This is a genomic window from Metabacillus bambusae, from assembly GCF_017497975.1.
Classification (GTDB): Bacteria; Bacillota; Bacilli; order Bacillales; family Bacillaceae; genus Metabacillus; species Metabacillus bambusae.
Genome location: NZ_JAGDEL010000017.1, coordinates 84,862 through 99,719 on the forward strand (window position 1 = coordinate 84,862; position 14,858 = coordinate 99,719).

Consider the following 14,858-nt stretch of genomic DNA (forward strand, 5'->3'; position numbering starts at 1 on the left):
TCAAATAATAAATTGCATGTGCTTATACATACTCTTTTCTTTCATTTTCAAAGCCAAAGGTTTGAGCGAATTCTCTGAATTCTTCAATTGCCTTTATCCGAGTTGATTCATTTAATAAAGATGTTTGTAGACGTTCGATTTCTCGAACTAATGCACTCCCTACTACAACACCATCGCAAATGCTAGATAACTCTTCAACCTGCTCTTTAGAAGAAACTCCAAAACCTACGACGACAGGTACATTGCTATATTGTTTTACTTCATCTAAGAAAGAGGTTATTGAGTTATCAAAATTCTTTCTGACACCAGTTACTCCTAAGGAAGAAACACAATATACAAATCCTTCTGCACTTTCCGCAATCATTTTAATTCGACTTGATGATGTTGGAGCAACAAGAGATATAAATGAGATTGAATGCTCCTGACATTTTTGACGAAGTTCCGTACTTTCTTCAAACGGGATATCAGGAATGAGCAAACCATCAATCGTATTTTCTCGCAGTAAAGCGAAAAAGGATTCCTGTTCTAATTGTAACACAGGATTGTAATACGTGAATAGAATAATCGGAATATTTACACCTTTTTTCCTCATTTCAGGAACCAGCTTCATTGCTTTTACTATATTCATTCCGTTCTTTAATGCTCGGCTAGACGCTTTCTGAATAACGGGTCCATCCGCTACTGGATCAGAGTACGGTATCCCTAGTTCGATTGCAGACGCACCAGCCTCTTGCAATGCAACTGCTAAATCTATTGTTGCGTCTCCATGTGGATCACCAGCAGTAATAAATGGAATAAAAAGTTTATTTTGTAGTGGCTGCTTGAAGAGTGTCTTCATGTTTTGCTTCCTCCTTGAAATGAGACATTAAGGTGTGTACATCCTTATCTCCTCTACCTGATAAGCAAATAAGAATACTTTCATGACTAGCCATTTGTTTTGCATGTTCAAAAGCAGATGAAAGTGCGTGTGCAGATTCAATTGCTGCTAGGATTCCTTCTTCTTTTGCCAATAATTCTAGCGCAACTAAAGCTTCTTGATCTGTTACACTTTCATATTTCACTCTTCCTGTGCTTGCTAAATGAGCATGTTCAGGTCCTATACCAGGATAATCGAGCCCTGCAGAAATTGAATATGGTTCTGTAATTTGACCATATTCATCTTGTAATAAATAGGTTAATGAACCATGAAGAACACCTTTTGTTCCTTTTGTAATTGTAGCAGCATGCATGTCTGTATCAACACCCATTCCAGCTGCTTCTACTGCAACTAGATCGACATTTTCACTTAAAAATGCAGCAAACATACCAATGGCATTACTTCCACCACCAACACAAGCCATTACTTTAGTAGGCAGAGTTCCTTCAATTTTTTGAAACTGATCTTTGGCTTCGTCACCAATAACACGTTGAAACTCTCTAACGATATAAGGATATGGATGTGGACCAACAACCGACCCAATAATATAAAAATGATCCTCACAATGCTGAACCCAATAACGCATTGCCTCATTTGTTGCATCTTTCAATGTTTTATTTCCACTTGTTACAGGAATAACCTCTGCACCAAGTAACTGCATACGAAACACATTTAACTGTTGACGTCTAACATCCTCTTCACCCATGAACACTTTGCATTCCATACCAAACTTTGCAGCGACAGTTGCTGTTGCAACACCATGCTGCCCTGCACCCGTTTCAGCAATAATCTTTGTTTTACCCATTCTTTTCGCAAGCAAAGCTTGTCCGATGGCGTTATTAATTTTATGTGCACCTGTATGGTTTAAATCTTCTCTTTTTAGATAAATTTTAGCACCGCCAAGTTTTTCTGTTACATTCCCTGCAAGTGTAACAGTAGTTGGTCTTCCAGAGTATTCATTCAATAAATGATGATACTCTTCTAAAAATGCCGGGTCTTGCATTGCTTCTTTATGTGCTTGTTCAATTTCTGCTAATGGACTCATTAATGTTTCAGGTACGAAGCGTCCACCAAACTCTCCATATCGACCATTCTTATCTGGATATATCGCCATACTCTAACACCCTTTCTTCTATTCGTTCGATCTTATCCTTACTTTTCTTGTTATCTACTTCTATACCACTAGATAAATCGATTCCTTGAGGGTGATATGTTAATAGTTTTTCAATATTGCTTTCATTGACACCACCAGCAATAAAACATAACTTGTTAGTATCGCGTGAGAACTTTATATACTGAGGGACTGCAGTCCAATCAAAGCTAACACCTGTTCCACCCCATTGACCTTTCATCCTTGAATCGATGACAAATCCATCGACAATATTTTTAAATGAATGCATCTCTTCAAGTGTTTTAGGATGATGATGAAGAGCTTTCCAAACAGTGCCTACAAAAGTCTCTTTTACTTTTTTGATATCCTCATAGGATTCTTTTCCATGAAATTGTATAACATCAATAGGAAGATTTGTTAAAACATCAGTGAGTTCATTTGCGGTAGGATTAACAAAAACCGCAACAAGTTTTTTTGCAGTAATATCTACTTCTTTTAGCCATGTTTTTACGATTTTTGGATCTACTCTCCGTTTACTTTCTGCGAAAATAAGACCGATGTATTCAGCTTGAGAGCTAGAAACAATTTTCAAATCATCAAGAGTACGAATTCCACAAAGTTTTAATAACGGTTTAGGCATTGATACTTTCTCCAAACAGTTCTTTAATTGCTACAGCTTGATCATCTTTTCTCATAAGCGATTCTCCAACTAATACCGCCTTAGCTCCATATTGCTGAACAAGATTTAAATCATCCCTTCTATATAGGCCGCTTTCGCTAACAAGTAACGTATCCTTTGGGATTGAAGATGCCATTTCTTCTAACTGCCCAATATTTGTTTCAAATGTTTTTAAGTTTCGATTATTAACCCCTAGAATTTTCGGTGTTACAACCTTTAATACCTTTTCTAGTGTTTCTTGATCATGCACCTCTACTAGTATATCTAGATTTAACTGTAACGCATATTGATAAAGTTCCTTTAAAAGCGTAGGGTCAAGCGCTTCTCCAATTAATAAAATGGCATCAGCACCAATTCGATTTGCCTCATCAATCTGAATATGATCGATAATGAAATCTTTTCTTAATATTGGAAGGTTTACAGCCTTCTTTACATCAGTTAAATACTCTCGTTTCCCTTGAAAGTATGGGGTATCTGTTAGTACTGACAAACAATCTGCTCCACCCTTTTCATATGCTAGGGCAATTTCAACAGGATGAAAATTCGCTTTTATTAACCCCTTTGACGGTGATGCCTTTTTGACTTCTGCAATAAGACCTATTTCTCGATGAGGAGCTTTTAATGCATCATAGAAGGAGAGACGTGGTAGTTTCTCATCATTAGGCAAGATTAGTTTTTTTATTTCTTCTTTCTTCGTTTCTATTATTTTATCAAGCATAGTTTTCCTCCCGCTGATGACGTAACACCGTTAATTGCTGTAAAGCTAAACCGTTCTGAATCGCTTCCTTAGCAAACATAACACCATCTGCAAATGATTGGACATAGTTTGCTACATATAGTGCAGCTGCTGCATTAATTGCTACAATGTTTTCAGCACTTTTTGGTGCTGTTCCTCTAAAAATACTTTCGATAAGTTCCGCACTTTCTTGCGCATTAGTTACTTTTATATCTTCAATATCGCCTTCTAATAGCCCAAAGTCATTTGGATGGAGAACATATCTCGTGATCACTCCGTTTTTAAGCTCAACGACATCTGTCTCAGCGGATATAGAGATTTCATCCAACCCATCACGTCCTGTGACAAGCAATACATGCTCTGCACCTAAACGATTTAATGCTTCTGCCATTTTTTCAGCATATTCAGTTGAAAATACACCAATTACTTGCCTCTTAGCATTAGCTGGATTTGATAATGGTCCTAGTAAATTAAAAACAGTTCGAAAGCCGATTTCTTTTCGAGGATTAACAGCATGCTTCATTGATGAATGGAACATTGGCGCGAATAAAAAGCTCATGTTTTTGTCATCAAGACTTTTTACTGCTTCATCTTGTGTTGTTTGAATATTTATACCTAAAGTTTCAAGGACATCTGCACTTCCACTTTTAGAGGAAAATGCACGGTTTCCATGTTTTGCAACTTTCACCTTTAATGATGAAACAACTATTGCAGCAGCCGTTGATATATTAAAGGTTGAGGCTCCATCACCACCAGTGCCACACGTATCGACAACATCGCTTTCATAGTGTATCGATGTCATATGATTTTTCATTGATTTTGTAAAACCAACGATTTCATCAACTGTTTCGCCTCTAAGTCGCATAATTGAAACAAGGCTAGCAATTTGACTTGGTGTTGCCTCACCTTCCATAATCGAATCCATTACTTGTTCAGCCTGTATTTCAGTTAATGTATTCCCTTCAATACATTTTGCTAGTAGCTCTTTCATCACCATTGACCTCCTCATTAAAAACCTTTTCTGCTAATTGGATTGCTTTTAACATGGCACTCGCTTTATTACATGTTTCTTTCCATTCAAGCTCAGGAACACTATCAACAACAATTCCAGCTCCAGCTTGCACATAAGCAATATTATTTTTAACAGTTATCGTTCGTATTGTAATACAGGAATCAATATTTCCATCAAAGCCTACATATGCGACACAACCAGCATAGCTACCTCTTGCTGTAGGTTCTAATTCTTGAATGATTTGCATTGCCCGAATTTTTGGAGCACCTGATACAGTTCCTGCTGGAAATGAGGAAAGTAGTGCATCAATCGGGTGAACATCACTTTTAATTCTTGCTGTAACCTTTGAAATTAGGTGCATAACATGTGAAAATCGCCCTACCTCCATTAACGTCGGTGTTGTTACTGAACCGTATTCCGCTACTCGGCCGAGGTCATTACGTGCCAAATCAACTAACATATAATGTTCTGCTTTTTCTTTTTCGTCATTTTTTAATTCTTCTTCAAAATAAAGATCTTCCTCTGTTGTTTTTCCACGTCTTCTTGTTCCAGCAATAGGATGAATTTCAAGATGTTTATTTTGAATATAAATTAATCTTTCAGGAGAGCTACCTACAAGCTCTGTATCATTAAAACGAATATAAAACAAATACGGGGATGGATTTACAATTCGTAAAATACGGTATAATGAAAAGCCATCAGTTGAGATCGGAATTTCAAATCTTTGTGACAAAACTCCTTGGAAAATATCTCCTGCACGAATGTATTCCTTTACTTTCTCAACATCCTCTAGAAACTTACTCTTTTCATAATTTGATTTTATTTCATCGAAATTAACGTCAAATTCAGCTGAAACTGGTAATGGTAAATGTTCTGGCTGCTCTTTTTGCTTCAGCTTACTTATATACTTGTTCATTTTTGCTTCTGCAAGCTGATAAGTTGCTTTAAGATGCACTTCATCTTCAACTTCTTCTCCATTTACTCGTTCAAAATGGATAAAATAGAGCTGTTTCTCTTGATGATCAAAGGCAATAACTGTTTCACAAACAAAAAACATACAATTTTGCTGCTTAAGATCGTCTGTTACGTGTTTATCTACCTTTTCTAAGATCGATACTGTGTCATAGCCAATATAACCAACCGCTCCTCCTACAAAAGGAATATCCAATTCAGGAAGTTTAATAGCCAAATGGTCTTGCAAATTCTCGAATATTTCCGTTAGCGAATGAGACTTTGAAAGTGTTTTTCTTTGTTCATTTAAAATCGAAAATTCTCCATGATTTTCTTCAATAAATAAAAATGGATTTAGACCAATAAATGAGTAACGAGACCAGCTGGATTCCGAATCCTTGCTCTCTAATAAGTAAACAGCTTCATCCTGAAAAAGCTGAAATAATTGAATGGGTGTAAATGTATCAACGATATATTTTTTGACAATGGGGATAGTTCGATAGTGCTTACTATCTTCACAAAATGTAGTAAAAGAAGAAAAATTCAAATTGACTCACTCCTCCAATAAATTTGGAGAATGAGGATTTAGGAGGTAATAAATATTTGAAGATTGTATAAGCACATTTTCTTTTACATACAAGGACAAGACTTTAATAGGTATGTCCCTTTAGTATGTTTATAGTATACGAATACTTAAAAGAAAAAATAAAAACCCAAAAACACAGTGGTTTTTGGGTAGACTTGTGCCGTTAATAATAAAACCTCAGCTAAACTAACTCATTCTCTGCTACCCTATACTATACTAATCTATTCTACTCAACTAATTAACTAATCAATCTTCTTCATCATGTTATTACATTACACCAATTATTGTCAAGGTTAATGTAAGATTGTTCTGAATCTTTACAATACAAAATCAATACTTCTATTAAGTTCAACTATTGACAAATGATTAAATAATAGATAAATCTGGCCTTAGCTTAACAGCTTCTTCCAAATAAACATGATGGATATTTTCTTGCTTTTCATTTGTTTCTACAGTCATCATAATTCTTATACATTTCGCAAGACTGTTAGGAACTGGTATTTCCTGCATGCACATAACAGGAACATATGTCCAGCCTCTTAGTGTTCTTAAAGCTTTTGCTGGAAATGTTGCTGTTAGGTCCTCTGTTACTGTCATAATCACTTGTGCAACATTTTCAGGTCGTATAGCATTTTTACGAATCATTTCATGTATCAACTCTTCAGTAGCTTTTAAAATAACATCTTCTTCGTTTTCATTAACAGTTGTTGCTCCTCGAATTCCCCTAATCAACCTTTTTCACCTCGTTCTTCAGCTCTCCACTCATCAAGTAAAGAATACAATTCATCCTCAGAAAAAAGCACTGATGTTGTCACACCGATTTCTTCTAATAAAATCATTGTCAATTGATTCGACTTAGTTTTTTTATCTTTTTTCATTTTATTAATCAATTGATCAGTTGTTTGTGAATCAGGCACTTCTGTCGGAAAACCAATCGCTTTAAACCATGATTTCAATTCAAAGTATGGAAGCGTAACATTAAGTGTTTTATTACTTAACCATGTAGCAAATAGCATACCAATTGCAATACTATCACCATGTGAAAGCTTCCCATAGCCTGCTTCTGCTTCTACTGCATGTCCAAGTGTATGTCCGAAATTTAAGATTGCACGAAGTCCTAATTCCTTTTCATCCTTTGAGACAACATCCGCTTTTATTTGGATCCCTTCAAGAATCATGCGTTGTAATTTATCTGTTGTTATGTCTTCTAAATGGCGAATTTCTGAATATAAGAACTGATACAGACTTTCACTCCGAATAAGAGAATGCTTAATAACCTCTGCAAAACCTGACCTAAGTTCATTTGTTGGCAGGCTTTGTAAAAAGTTACTATCATAAACAACTGCTTTTGGTTGATAAAAAGCACCGATCATATTTTTTCCTTCAGGATGGTTTATCGCTACTTTTCCACCAACTGCACTATCATGTGCTAATAATGTTGTTGGCACTTGTATGAAAGGTACTCCCCTCATATATGTAGCGGCAACAAAGCCAGTTAAATCACCAACTACTCCACCTCCGAAGGCGATGATAACTGATTTACGATCTAGTTCTTGTTTCAAGGCATAAGAGTGGAGATCGTAAAACATATCAAATGATTTAGCTGCCTCACCACTGTTAATTACATACTTATAGGCTGTCCATTCCTGCTCAACCATATCGACTAACATATTACCATATAATTGATCAACATTTGTGTCTGTTACTATAAGAACCTTTGATGGAGAAAGGCTTTTTAATAGGGCAGGAAGTTCATTTATCGCTTCATTACCAACAAATACTGGGTAGCTTTCCTCAGTCGTATTGATTAAAATCGACTTCATTAAAAATCCCTCGTATATTCACGCATTTTCTTAATATTTTCTTTTATAAGATCCATACGATCAGCACCAAACTGCTCGACAATTGCATTTGCAATTTCCCATGCTACAACTGACTCTGCTACAACACTTGCTGCAGGGACTGCACAACTATCAGAGCGTTCAATACTTGCAGTAAATGGTTCCTTTGTTTCAATATCCACACTTTTCAATGGTTTATACAGTGTTGGAATTGGTTTCATAACCCCTCTTACAACAATTGGCATACCTGTTGTCATTCCACCTTCAAATCCACCTAGTCGATTTGTTTTACGAGTATATCCAGCTTCCTCAGTCCATTCAATCTCATCATGAACTTGACTACCAAATTTTCTTGCCGCTTCAAAGCCGATACCAAATTCCACACCTTTAAATGCATTGATGCTGACAATAGCACCTGCAATCTTACTATCTAACTTGCGATCATAATGTACATAGCTGCCAATTCCCGCTGGTAGTCCTTCAACGACAACTTCAACAATTCCTCCGATTGAATCGCCATTTTCCTTCGCTTGATCAATTGCTTCCATCATTTTAGTTTCAGCTTGACGATCATAGCATCTTACTTGTGATTCTTCTGTTACTGCTAAAAGATCATCAATATCACGGTATTCAGTATTTTCAGCCCTTACACCGCCAATTTCTAAAACATGTCCAACAACTTTTATATCTAATTCTGCTAAAATTTGCTTCGCTAAAGCACCAACAGCTACACGAACTGTTGTTTCACGTGCTGAAGAACGTTCTAGTACGTTTCTCATATCTCGATGACCATACTTCATCGCACCAACTAAGTCAGCATGTCCAGGACGAGGACGTGTAATTTGACGTTTTACTTCTTGTTCTTCTTCAGGAGTAATTGGCTCTGCACCCATTATTTTTGTCCAATGCTTCCAGTCTCTGTTTTCTACAACTAGAGAGATTGGAGACCCTAAGGCTTTACCATGTCTTACTCCACCCAATAGTTGAACTTGATCCTTTTCAATTTGCATTCTTCGGCCACGACCATAGCCCTTTTGTCTTCTAGCTAAATCTTTATTTATATCTTCTGCAGTTAAATTTAAACCGGACGGAACACCTTCAACAATTGCAGTTAATTGAGGTCCGTGAGATTCTCCAGCAGTTAAATATCTCATAATTCTCTCTCCCTTCAACGCACTAACGCTTTTAAGTACAAATATACCACAACTAGTATGAAAAAAATAGCTGATTTTTAACTCTTTTGATAAAAAAACGTATCAACAGAAGTGAGTTGATAACGCTCTGCATTAAAAATTTGTTCAGTACTACCAACAAAGAATATTCCCTGATTTTTTAAGGCACCACTGAATTTTTTATACAACGTCTCTTTCGCTTCTTCTGTAAAATAAATAAGGACATTTCTACACACAATTAAATCAAATTGAGTTTCAAATGGATCTGCTAGCAGATTCTGTTTCTTGAATTGAACTGCTTTCATAATTTGATCACTAACCTTATAATTCGTTCCTTCTTGTTTAAAATATTTCTTTTTCATATCATTAGGAACTTCATTTAGTGACCGTTCAGGATAAATCCCTAGCTTGGCTCTAGCAATAACATTTTCATCGATATCTGTTGCGATAATTTTCACTCTTGAGAGATCCAAAAGTTTCGAAAGGATCATGGCAATTGTATATGGCTCTTCACCTGTCGAACATGCAGCACTCCATATCTTTAACTGATTATTTTTTTCTAGTAGGCTAGGAAGGATTTTTTCTTCTAACACTTGCCATCTTTTATAATTACGGTAAAATTCAGAAACATTTATCGTAATCCGGTCTAATAATTCATAATATAAATCATTATCTTTACTAAGACCGTTGTAAAAATCACTAAAGCTAGAAAAGCCTCTCTTCTCATATAAAGATATTAACCTTCTCTTCATTTGAGCTTCTTTGTAAAGGGATAAATCAATACCTGTTTTTTGCTTTACTTTTGTGATAAATTGCTCATAATCCTTATCAACCATCGTATACTCTCCTATTACTTAACCAAAGCGATTAAAATAAATAACTTTATCTATTTATGAATAATTTATAGTATATCTTAAATTTGTGTGAATTTGCGCAATTTTTTTAAAAAACATAGCTTAACGCCCAATACTGGCGAAATCTCAGTTAAATTACCTACCCTAAAATCCATATCTAAAAAACAAGAAGCTAGCAAATGCTAGCTCCTAGTAAATCCAACTATTAATTAATTTATCATATGTAACTAACTCATTTTCATTAAAAAACAACGCAACTTCACGGTCTGCACTTTCAGGTGAATCAGACCCATGAATAATATTTTTACTAACAAACATGCTGTAATCACCACGGATTGTTCCTGGCTCAGCATCTTTCGGATTTGTTTTTCCCATCATTTTACGAGTGAGCTCAACTACATTTTCTCCTTGCCATACCATGGCAAACACTGGGCCTGATGTAATAAAGTTGACCAGATCATCATAGAAAGGTTTACCTTTATGCTCTCCATAATGTTGCTCAGCGAGTTCAACAGGAATCGTCATAAGTTTAGCCCCAACTAGTTGTAAGCCCTTTCTTTCAAATCTACCAACTATTTCCCCAATAAGCTGACGTTGCACGCCATCAGGTTTTACCATTAAGAATGTTTTTTCCATATTATATTCTCCACCCCATTGAAGTTTATGTATAGGCTTTCATGACCCCAAGAAAATAATACCATGCATAAGGATTATTATCAATAATGGGATGGAGAAAAAGTCGTATTAATTAAAATTTTCTTTTACCAATATACTTTGCGATACTAATCAAGGAAGACCTCGATCGATTTTTAGGTAAAGTCTCTACTATATCAAATGCTTTTTGAAGGTATTGATCACTAACTTTCGCAGACCTTTCGATTACATCAGATTCTAAAATCTTTTTTAATAGTGGTTGAATTTCTCTCGGAGTTGTTTCATTTGTTATTTTTTCTACTTCTGCTTTTATCATGGGATTTTCCAATGCAAACAAAACTGGGAGTGTTATATTCCCTTGCAGAAGATCACTTCCAACTGGCTTTCCAAGTTCTTCTTCAGTTGAAGTAAAATCGAGAATATCATCGGTAATTTGAAAAGACATTCCAACATAATAACCAAACCAATAAAGCTTTTTATGTATTTCTTCTGAAGCCCCTGTTGAAATGGCTCCTAATTGACAACTTACAGCTATTAATAAGGCAGTTTTTCTTTTAATTCGCTTTAAATATGTCCGAAGGGATTGCTCAAATCTATATTTGTCTTTTATTTGCTCAATTTCACCTAAGCAAACCTCTACAATCGTCTTGGATAAGATTCGATGTGCTAGAGAATCATCAATATTCGTCATGACCTCTAATGATCGTGCTAATAAATAGTCTCCTGTATACATTGCTATGCGATTATCCCACTTCGATTTAACTGTTGGTTTTCCTCTACGCAATTCAGCGTCATCGATAACATCATCATGAACTAGTGACGCCATATGAATTGTCTCAAGCGCAACTGCTACATATTTAACCCTATTTATATCATAGTTACCAAACATGGCTGATAGTAAAACAAAAACAGGCCGAATTCGTTTGCCTCCTGCTTGCAGAAGCTCTAAGTTCGCTTCTCTTAACAAAGGATGCTCTGAAATAGCTGTCTTTTCTAATTCTTGTTCAATTATTGAAAGGTCTGTATTCAAAAAGGAATACAATGCTTTAAATTTCATACTATTCACCTTAATACATCTTATTGTCGAACATATTATAACTATTTCTAGCTTTGAGATCCGTTTTCTTAATTACTATTTAAAATACCTGACTATTTTTAACTTTATTGAGTAATAACCATTCAGAATTATAGGAGTTTGCCTTTTTGTAAGCGCACAGACCCAAGAAGTGGTAACTAGTACATTCATTATTTCGTATTAGCTTTTATACCTAAATGCATTGCTGCCACTCCACCAGTAAATGGTTTTACTTGAATTCGTTCAAACCCTGCCTCTTTAAACATATCAGCAAGTTCCTTCATTCCAGGAAAATCACGAGCTGATTCTTGTAACCATGAATATTCTTGATAACTTTTTGCAAATAACTTACCAAATAAAGGCATAATAAATCGAAAATAAAAATAATATCCTTGTTTAAATAAAGGTGCTGTTGGTTGTGAGGTTTCTAAACATACAGCCTTGCCGCCTGGTTTTAAAACTCGATTCATTTCTTTTAAAACCTGCATGTAGTCTGGAACATTTCTTAATCCGAAACCAATTGTCACGAAGTCAAAGGATTGATCTTCAAAAGGTAGCTTCATAGCATTTCCATGAATAAGTTCCACATTCGATAAGCCAAGCTGCGTAACCTTTTGCTGTCCGATTTGAAGCATATTTTGACTAAAATCTAGTCCAATCACCTGTCCGTTAGGACCAACCTCGTTTGCAAGTGCAATACTCCAATCAGCTGTACCACAGCAAACATCTAATGCCTTTTGACCTGGCTTAACTTGCATTCGCTTCATGGTTTCTTTTCTCCATGCTATATGACGCTGAAAGCTTATAACTGAATTCATTTGATCATAATTTTTGTATATTTTTTCAAATACTCCATGGACTCTTTCTTCTTTAGATTGATCCATTTTTACAAACCTTCTTCCACAGTCTTTTTATAATGTAATGTTTCATAAAAACGAATGGATTGCAATCGTTTATGCAGTAGATTTTTAATAGCAGGAGTTTTATGAAAACCTGATTCTAAAAGAGAGGACGTCTCTTCAAAATACGTGTTACATACTCTCTTTAAATAGTTAATCGAGAACATGCTTTCATATTTTTGATTTTCGGGAATATTTGATTCGTTCTCAATTTGAAATTTTTCATGAGATAGTCTTTTATAAATTAAAAAATTTGTGGATAGCAATTTCCATCGATCAAGATTAAAATGTTCGGCTACACGTTGAAATAAAGCTGTTTCAACAATAAGCAAACTATCCATTATAGATTGAGTGTTGACTTCATCATCATGGTAGAGACTAATTTTATGCTCATTAATTTGCTTAATGGCAACAGCTAATGTTCTTACCATTTTGAAATCCTTTACCTCAGAAAGCATAAAATAATATAATCCACTAAAGTAATCGCCAGCCAATACTGTTAATTGTCTTTGCACAAATTCAGTAGAATTAATATTATTATGAGTTGTTACATCGTCATGAGTATCAAGGGCAATTTGAACAAGCATAGCCGTCATAATATAACTTTCTTTTAATTCCTCTGAAAGATCTATCTCATCAAAAATTGCACAAAAGAGCAATAGCTTATCCTCATCTATTTTTGGTAAAGGTAAATACTTTCCCAAAAATGGATGTGTGAGTTTCTCCTCTAACGCTATCTTCATTTTCGCTAACTTTACATAGATGTCCTGCAAATATATCACCCTTGTCCCCAATTTAACATTCTCTCTCTATTGATTGTTACAATAGCTGATTTCACGTAATAATCTATACAGAATCCACTCAAGTGGAAGCTAAGCGGTTAACGTGGAAAAGGGGACGGATATCCACCCTTGAGTGTTCGTCAATACCTATAATCCACATGTTTTATGTAGTAAATCATGCAATATAAATTAGTTCCATGGTTAAATAACCTTTTTAAATTAATATTGTAACATTAAGTTATTTTCTTTCCATTCAAAAATTAAATTACAATCAATTATAACACAATGAATCTTATTGTTCTTTATTAATCTACTTTATGCAGTTTACACTGTTTTTAAACGCAAATAAAAGCAGGGAACCCTGCTTATTTTCGTGAATCACTTTCTAATTCTCCAATGCCTGTTTGAATATGTGCTTTACCTCTTATTTTAATTGCAGAAGTATGTTCTGTAAACTGTGCGATCATCACTTCACCTTTATCTAGCTTTTCAGAGTGATGAAATCTAGTATCAGAACCTCTAGTAAGTCCGATCACGTTCACGCCATCCTCAATGGCTTTTATCATAACGAAGTCATTTTTTTGATTCATTCCTACACCTGCCTATTTACAGATTGTCTTTTTAAACTATTAAGATTATTTTAATGATATAAGTTAAACTACGGTTATTATGCTATTTAGACTTGCCAATAAACCATGCATTTCTAAAAATCAATCATATACTATCTCTATCATACCACTTAATAAATGATAAAGACTATCTTTATGTTTTAAAACATGTGATTTTCCACCCGGTTTAATGCACTAGCTCATCCTTTAATTAATGACAATACTTCTGCTCTAGCAGCTTCATCTTTTCTAAATATCCCTCTTACAGCAGATGTAACTGTTTGGGAACCTGGCTTTTTAACACCTCTCATTGTCATACACATGTGTTCAGCTTCTACAACAACCATAACCCCATGAGGTTCAAGAGATTTATTTATACTATCTGCTATGGTAGATGTGATTCTCTCTTGTAATTGAGGTCTTTTAGCTACTGCCTCAACTGCACGTGCAAGCTTGCTAAGACCTGTCACCTTGCCACCTTTAGGAATATAAGCTACGTGTGCTTTACCGTAAAAAGGAACTAAATGATGCTCACACATTGAATAAAAAGGAATATCTTTAACTAGTACTAGTTCTTCATGATCCTCACCGAAAATTGTTTTAAAATGTTCTGATGGGTCTTCATCTAACCCACTGAAAACTTCACCATACATTTTAGCCACACGTTTAGGGGTATCTAGTAAACCCTCTCGCGTGGGGTCTTCACCGATCGCTTCAAGTATTAATTTAACCGCTTGTTCGATTTTCCCAAAATCCACTTGTCCCATTTCTGTCCTCCTATTCGATTACATTTGATTCAGATTCTAGCATAAAAAAAAAGATAAAAGCAAAATATTAAAAGTGTAAAGAGTAGTACTGCAGGCTATCATTTAAGGTTCAAGCAATTCAAAGCAGAAGGTGTTTTTTCTCTTCAAGTATGGATTTCCCAATACCAATTGACGACACTCGTATTGGATAATTACAACATTCCTGCGACAAATGA

16 protein-coding genes are annotated in these 14,858 nt (G+C 35.2%); all 16 read right to left on the reverse strand.

Annotated elements, in window-relative coordinates:
* Positions 1 to 22: 22 nt before the first annotated feature.
* A complete protein-coding gene (gene trpA, locus I7822_RS19725; RefSeq protein WP_207980794.1) occupies positions 23 to 838 on the reverse strand; it encodes a tryptophan synthase subunit alpha in 816 nt (271 codons plus the stop codon).
* On the reverse strand, positions 804 to 2,030 hold the full coding sequence (gene trpB / locus I7822_RS19730) for a tryptophan synthase subunit beta (RefSeq protein WP_207980795.1): 1,227 nt from the start codon (positions 2,028 to 2,030) through the stop codon (positions 804 to 806). The genes trpA and trpB overlap by 35 nt, the downstream gene beginning before the upstream one ends.
* Entirely contained in the window at positions 2,011 to 2,667 is a 657-nt protein-coding gene (locus I7822_RS19735) for a phosphoribosylanthranilate isomerase (protein WP_207980796.1), read from the reverse strand. The genes trpB and I7822_RS19735 overlap by 20 nt, the downstream gene beginning before the upstream one ends.
* On the reverse strand, positions 2,660 to 3,424 hold the full coding sequence (gene trpC, locus I7822_RS19740; RefSeq protein ID WP_207980797.1) for an indole-3-glycerol phosphate synthase TrpC: 765 nt from the start codon (positions 3,422 to 3,424) through the stop codon (positions 2,660 to 2,662). Before trpC ends, I7822_RS19735 begins: the two co-directional genes overlap by 8 nt.
* Positions 3,417 to 4,436: an anthranilate phosphoribosyltransferase gene (trpD, locus tag I7822_RS19745; protein WP_207980839.1), complete on the reverse strand. Its 1,020-nt coding sequence runs from the start codon at positions 4,434 to 4,436 to the stop codon at positions 3,417 to 3,419. The genes trpC and trpD overlap by 8 nt, the downstream gene beginning before the upstream one ends.
* Positions 4,405 to 5,952, reverse strand: coding sequence for an anthranilate synthase component I (gene trpE, locus I7822_RS19750; protein WP_207980798.1), 1,548 nt, complete (start codon positions 5,950 to 5,952; stop codon positions 4,405 to 4,407). Before trpE ends, trpD begins: the two co-directional genes overlap by 32 nt.
* A gap of 405 nt (positions 5,953 to 6,357) precedes the next feature.
* Positions 6,358 to 6,723 carry a chorismate mutase gene (gene aroH / locus I7822_RS19755; RefSeq protein ID WP_207980799.1) on the reverse strand — a complete coding sequence of 122 codons (366 nt, stop codon included), beginning with the start codon at positions 6,721 to 6,723 and terminating at the stop codon, positions 6,358 to 6,360.
* Positions 6,720 to 7,814 carry a 3-dehydroquinate synthase gene (aroB, locus tag I7822_RS19760; RefSeq protein WP_207980800.1) on the reverse strand — a complete coding sequence of 365 codons (1,095 nt, stop codon included), beginning with the start codon at positions 7,812 to 7,814 and terminating at the stop codon, positions 6,720 to 6,722. Before aroB ends, aroH begins: the two co-directional genes overlap by 4 nt.
* Positions 7,814 to 8,986, reverse strand: coding sequence for a chorismate synthase (gene aroC / locus I7822_RS19765; RefSeq protein ID WP_207980801.1), 1,173 nt, complete (start codon positions 8,984 to 8,986; stop codon positions 7,814 to 7,816). The genes aroB and aroC overlap by 1 nt, the downstream gene beginning before the upstream one ends.
* A 77-nt stretch (positions 8,987 to 9,063) precedes the next feature.
* Positions 9,064 to 9,840 carry a CheR family methyltransferase gene (locus I7822_RS19770; RefSeq protein WP_207980802.1) on the reverse strand — a complete coding sequence of 259 codons (777 nt, stop codon included), beginning with the start codon at positions 9,838 to 9,840 and terminating at the stop codon, positions 9,064 to 9,066.
* A gap of 207 nt (positions 9,841 to 10,047) precedes the next feature.
* Positions 10,048 to 10,494 carry a nucleoside-diphosphate kinase gene (ndk, locus tag I7822_RS19775; protein WP_207980803.1) on the reverse strand — a complete coding sequence of 149 codons (447 nt, stop codon included), beginning with the start codon at positions 10,492 to 10,494 and terminating at the stop codon, positions 10,048 to 10,050.
* A gap of 112 nt (positions 10,495 to 10,606) precedes the next feature.
* Positions 10,607 to 11,569 carry a heptaprenyl diphosphate synthase component II gene (gene hepT / locus I7822_RS19780; protein WP_207980804.1) on the reverse strand — a complete coding sequence of 321 codons (963 nt, stop codon included), beginning with the start codon at positions 11,567 to 11,569 and terminating at the stop codon, positions 10,607 to 10,609.
* A gap of 188 nt (positions 11,570 to 11,757) precedes the next feature.
* Entirely contained in the window at positions 11,758 to 12,471 is a 714-nt protein-coding gene (locus tag I7822_RS19785; protein WP_207980805.1) for a demethylmenaquinone methyltransferase, read from the reverse strand.
* Positions 12,472 to 12,473: 2 nt separating this feature from the next.
* Complete coding sequence (locus I7822_RS19790; protein ID WP_207980806.1) at positions 12,474 to 13,259, reverse strand: heptaprenyl diphosphate synthase component 1; 786 nt, start codon at positions 13,257 to 13,259, stop codon at positions 12,474 to 12,476.
* Between the two features lie 374 nt (positions 13,260 to 13,633).
* Positions 13,634 to 13,858 (reverse strand): trp RNA-binding attenuation protein MtrB, encoded by a 225-nt coding sequence (gene mtrB / locus I7822_RS19795; RefSeq protein ID WP_066331986.1) that lies wholly within the window; start codon positions 13,856 to 13,858, stop codon positions 13,634 to 13,636.
* A gap of 218 nt (positions 13,859 to 14,076) precedes the next feature.
* The gene (gene folE, locus I7822_RS19800) at positions 14,077 to 14,643 is read right to left on the reverse strand and encodes a GTP cyclohydrolase I FolE (protein ID WP_207980807.1); all 567 of its coding nucleotides are present in this window, start codon (positions 14,641 to 14,643) and stop codon (positions 14,077 to 14,079) included.
* Positions 14,644 to 14,858: the final 215 nt, after the last annotated feature.

Excerpts from the sequence above, each read along its gene's own strand:
- trpA (WP_207980794.1), bottom strand. The coding sequence starts at position 838 with ATGAAGACACTCTTCAAGCAGCCACTACAAAATAAACTTTTTATTCCA.
- trpB (WP_207980795.1), bottom strand. The coding sequence starts at position 2,030 with ATGGCGATATATCCAGATAAGAATGGTCGATATGGAGAGTTTGGTGGA.
- I7822_RS19735 (WP_207980796.1), bottom strand. The coding sequence starts at position 2,667 with ATGCCTAAACCGTTATTAAAACTTTGTGGAATTCGTACTCTTGATGAT.
- trpC (WP_207980797.1), bottom strand. The coding sequence starts at position 3,424 with ATGCTTGATAAAATAATAGAAACGAAGAAAGAAGAAATAAAAAAACTA.
- aroB (WP_207980800.1), bottom strand. The coding sequence starts at position 7,814 with ATGAAGTCGATTTTAATCAATACGACTGAGGAAAGCTACCCAGTATTT.
- aroC (WP_207980801.1), bottom strand. The coding sequence starts at position 8,986 with ATGAGATATTTAACTGCTGGAGAATCTCACGGACCTCAATTAACTGCA.
- I7822_RS19770 (WP_207980802.1), bottom strand. The coding sequence starts at position 9,840 with ATGGTTGATAAGGATTATGAGCAATTTATCACAAAAGTAAAGCAAAAA.
- ndk (WP_207980803.1), bottom strand. The coding sequence starts at position 10,494 with ATGGAAAAAACATTCTTAATGGTAAAACCTGATGGCGTGCAACGTCAG.
- hepT (WP_207980804.1), bottom strand. The coding sequence starts at position 11,569 with ATGAAATTTAAAGCATTGTATTCCTTTTTGAATACAGACCTTTCAATA.
- I7822_RS19785 (WP_207980805.1), bottom strand. The coding sequence starts at position 12,471 with ATGGATCAATCTAAAGAAGAAAGAGTCCATGGAGTATTTGAAAAAATA.
- mtrB (WP_066331986.1), bottom strand. The coding sequence starts at position 13,858 with ATGAATCAAAAAAATGACTTCGTTATGATAAAAGCCATTGAGGATGGC.
- folE (WP_207980807.1), bottom strand. The coding sequence starts at position 14,643 with ATGGGACAAGTGGATTTTGGGAAAATCGAACAAGCGGTTAAATTAATA.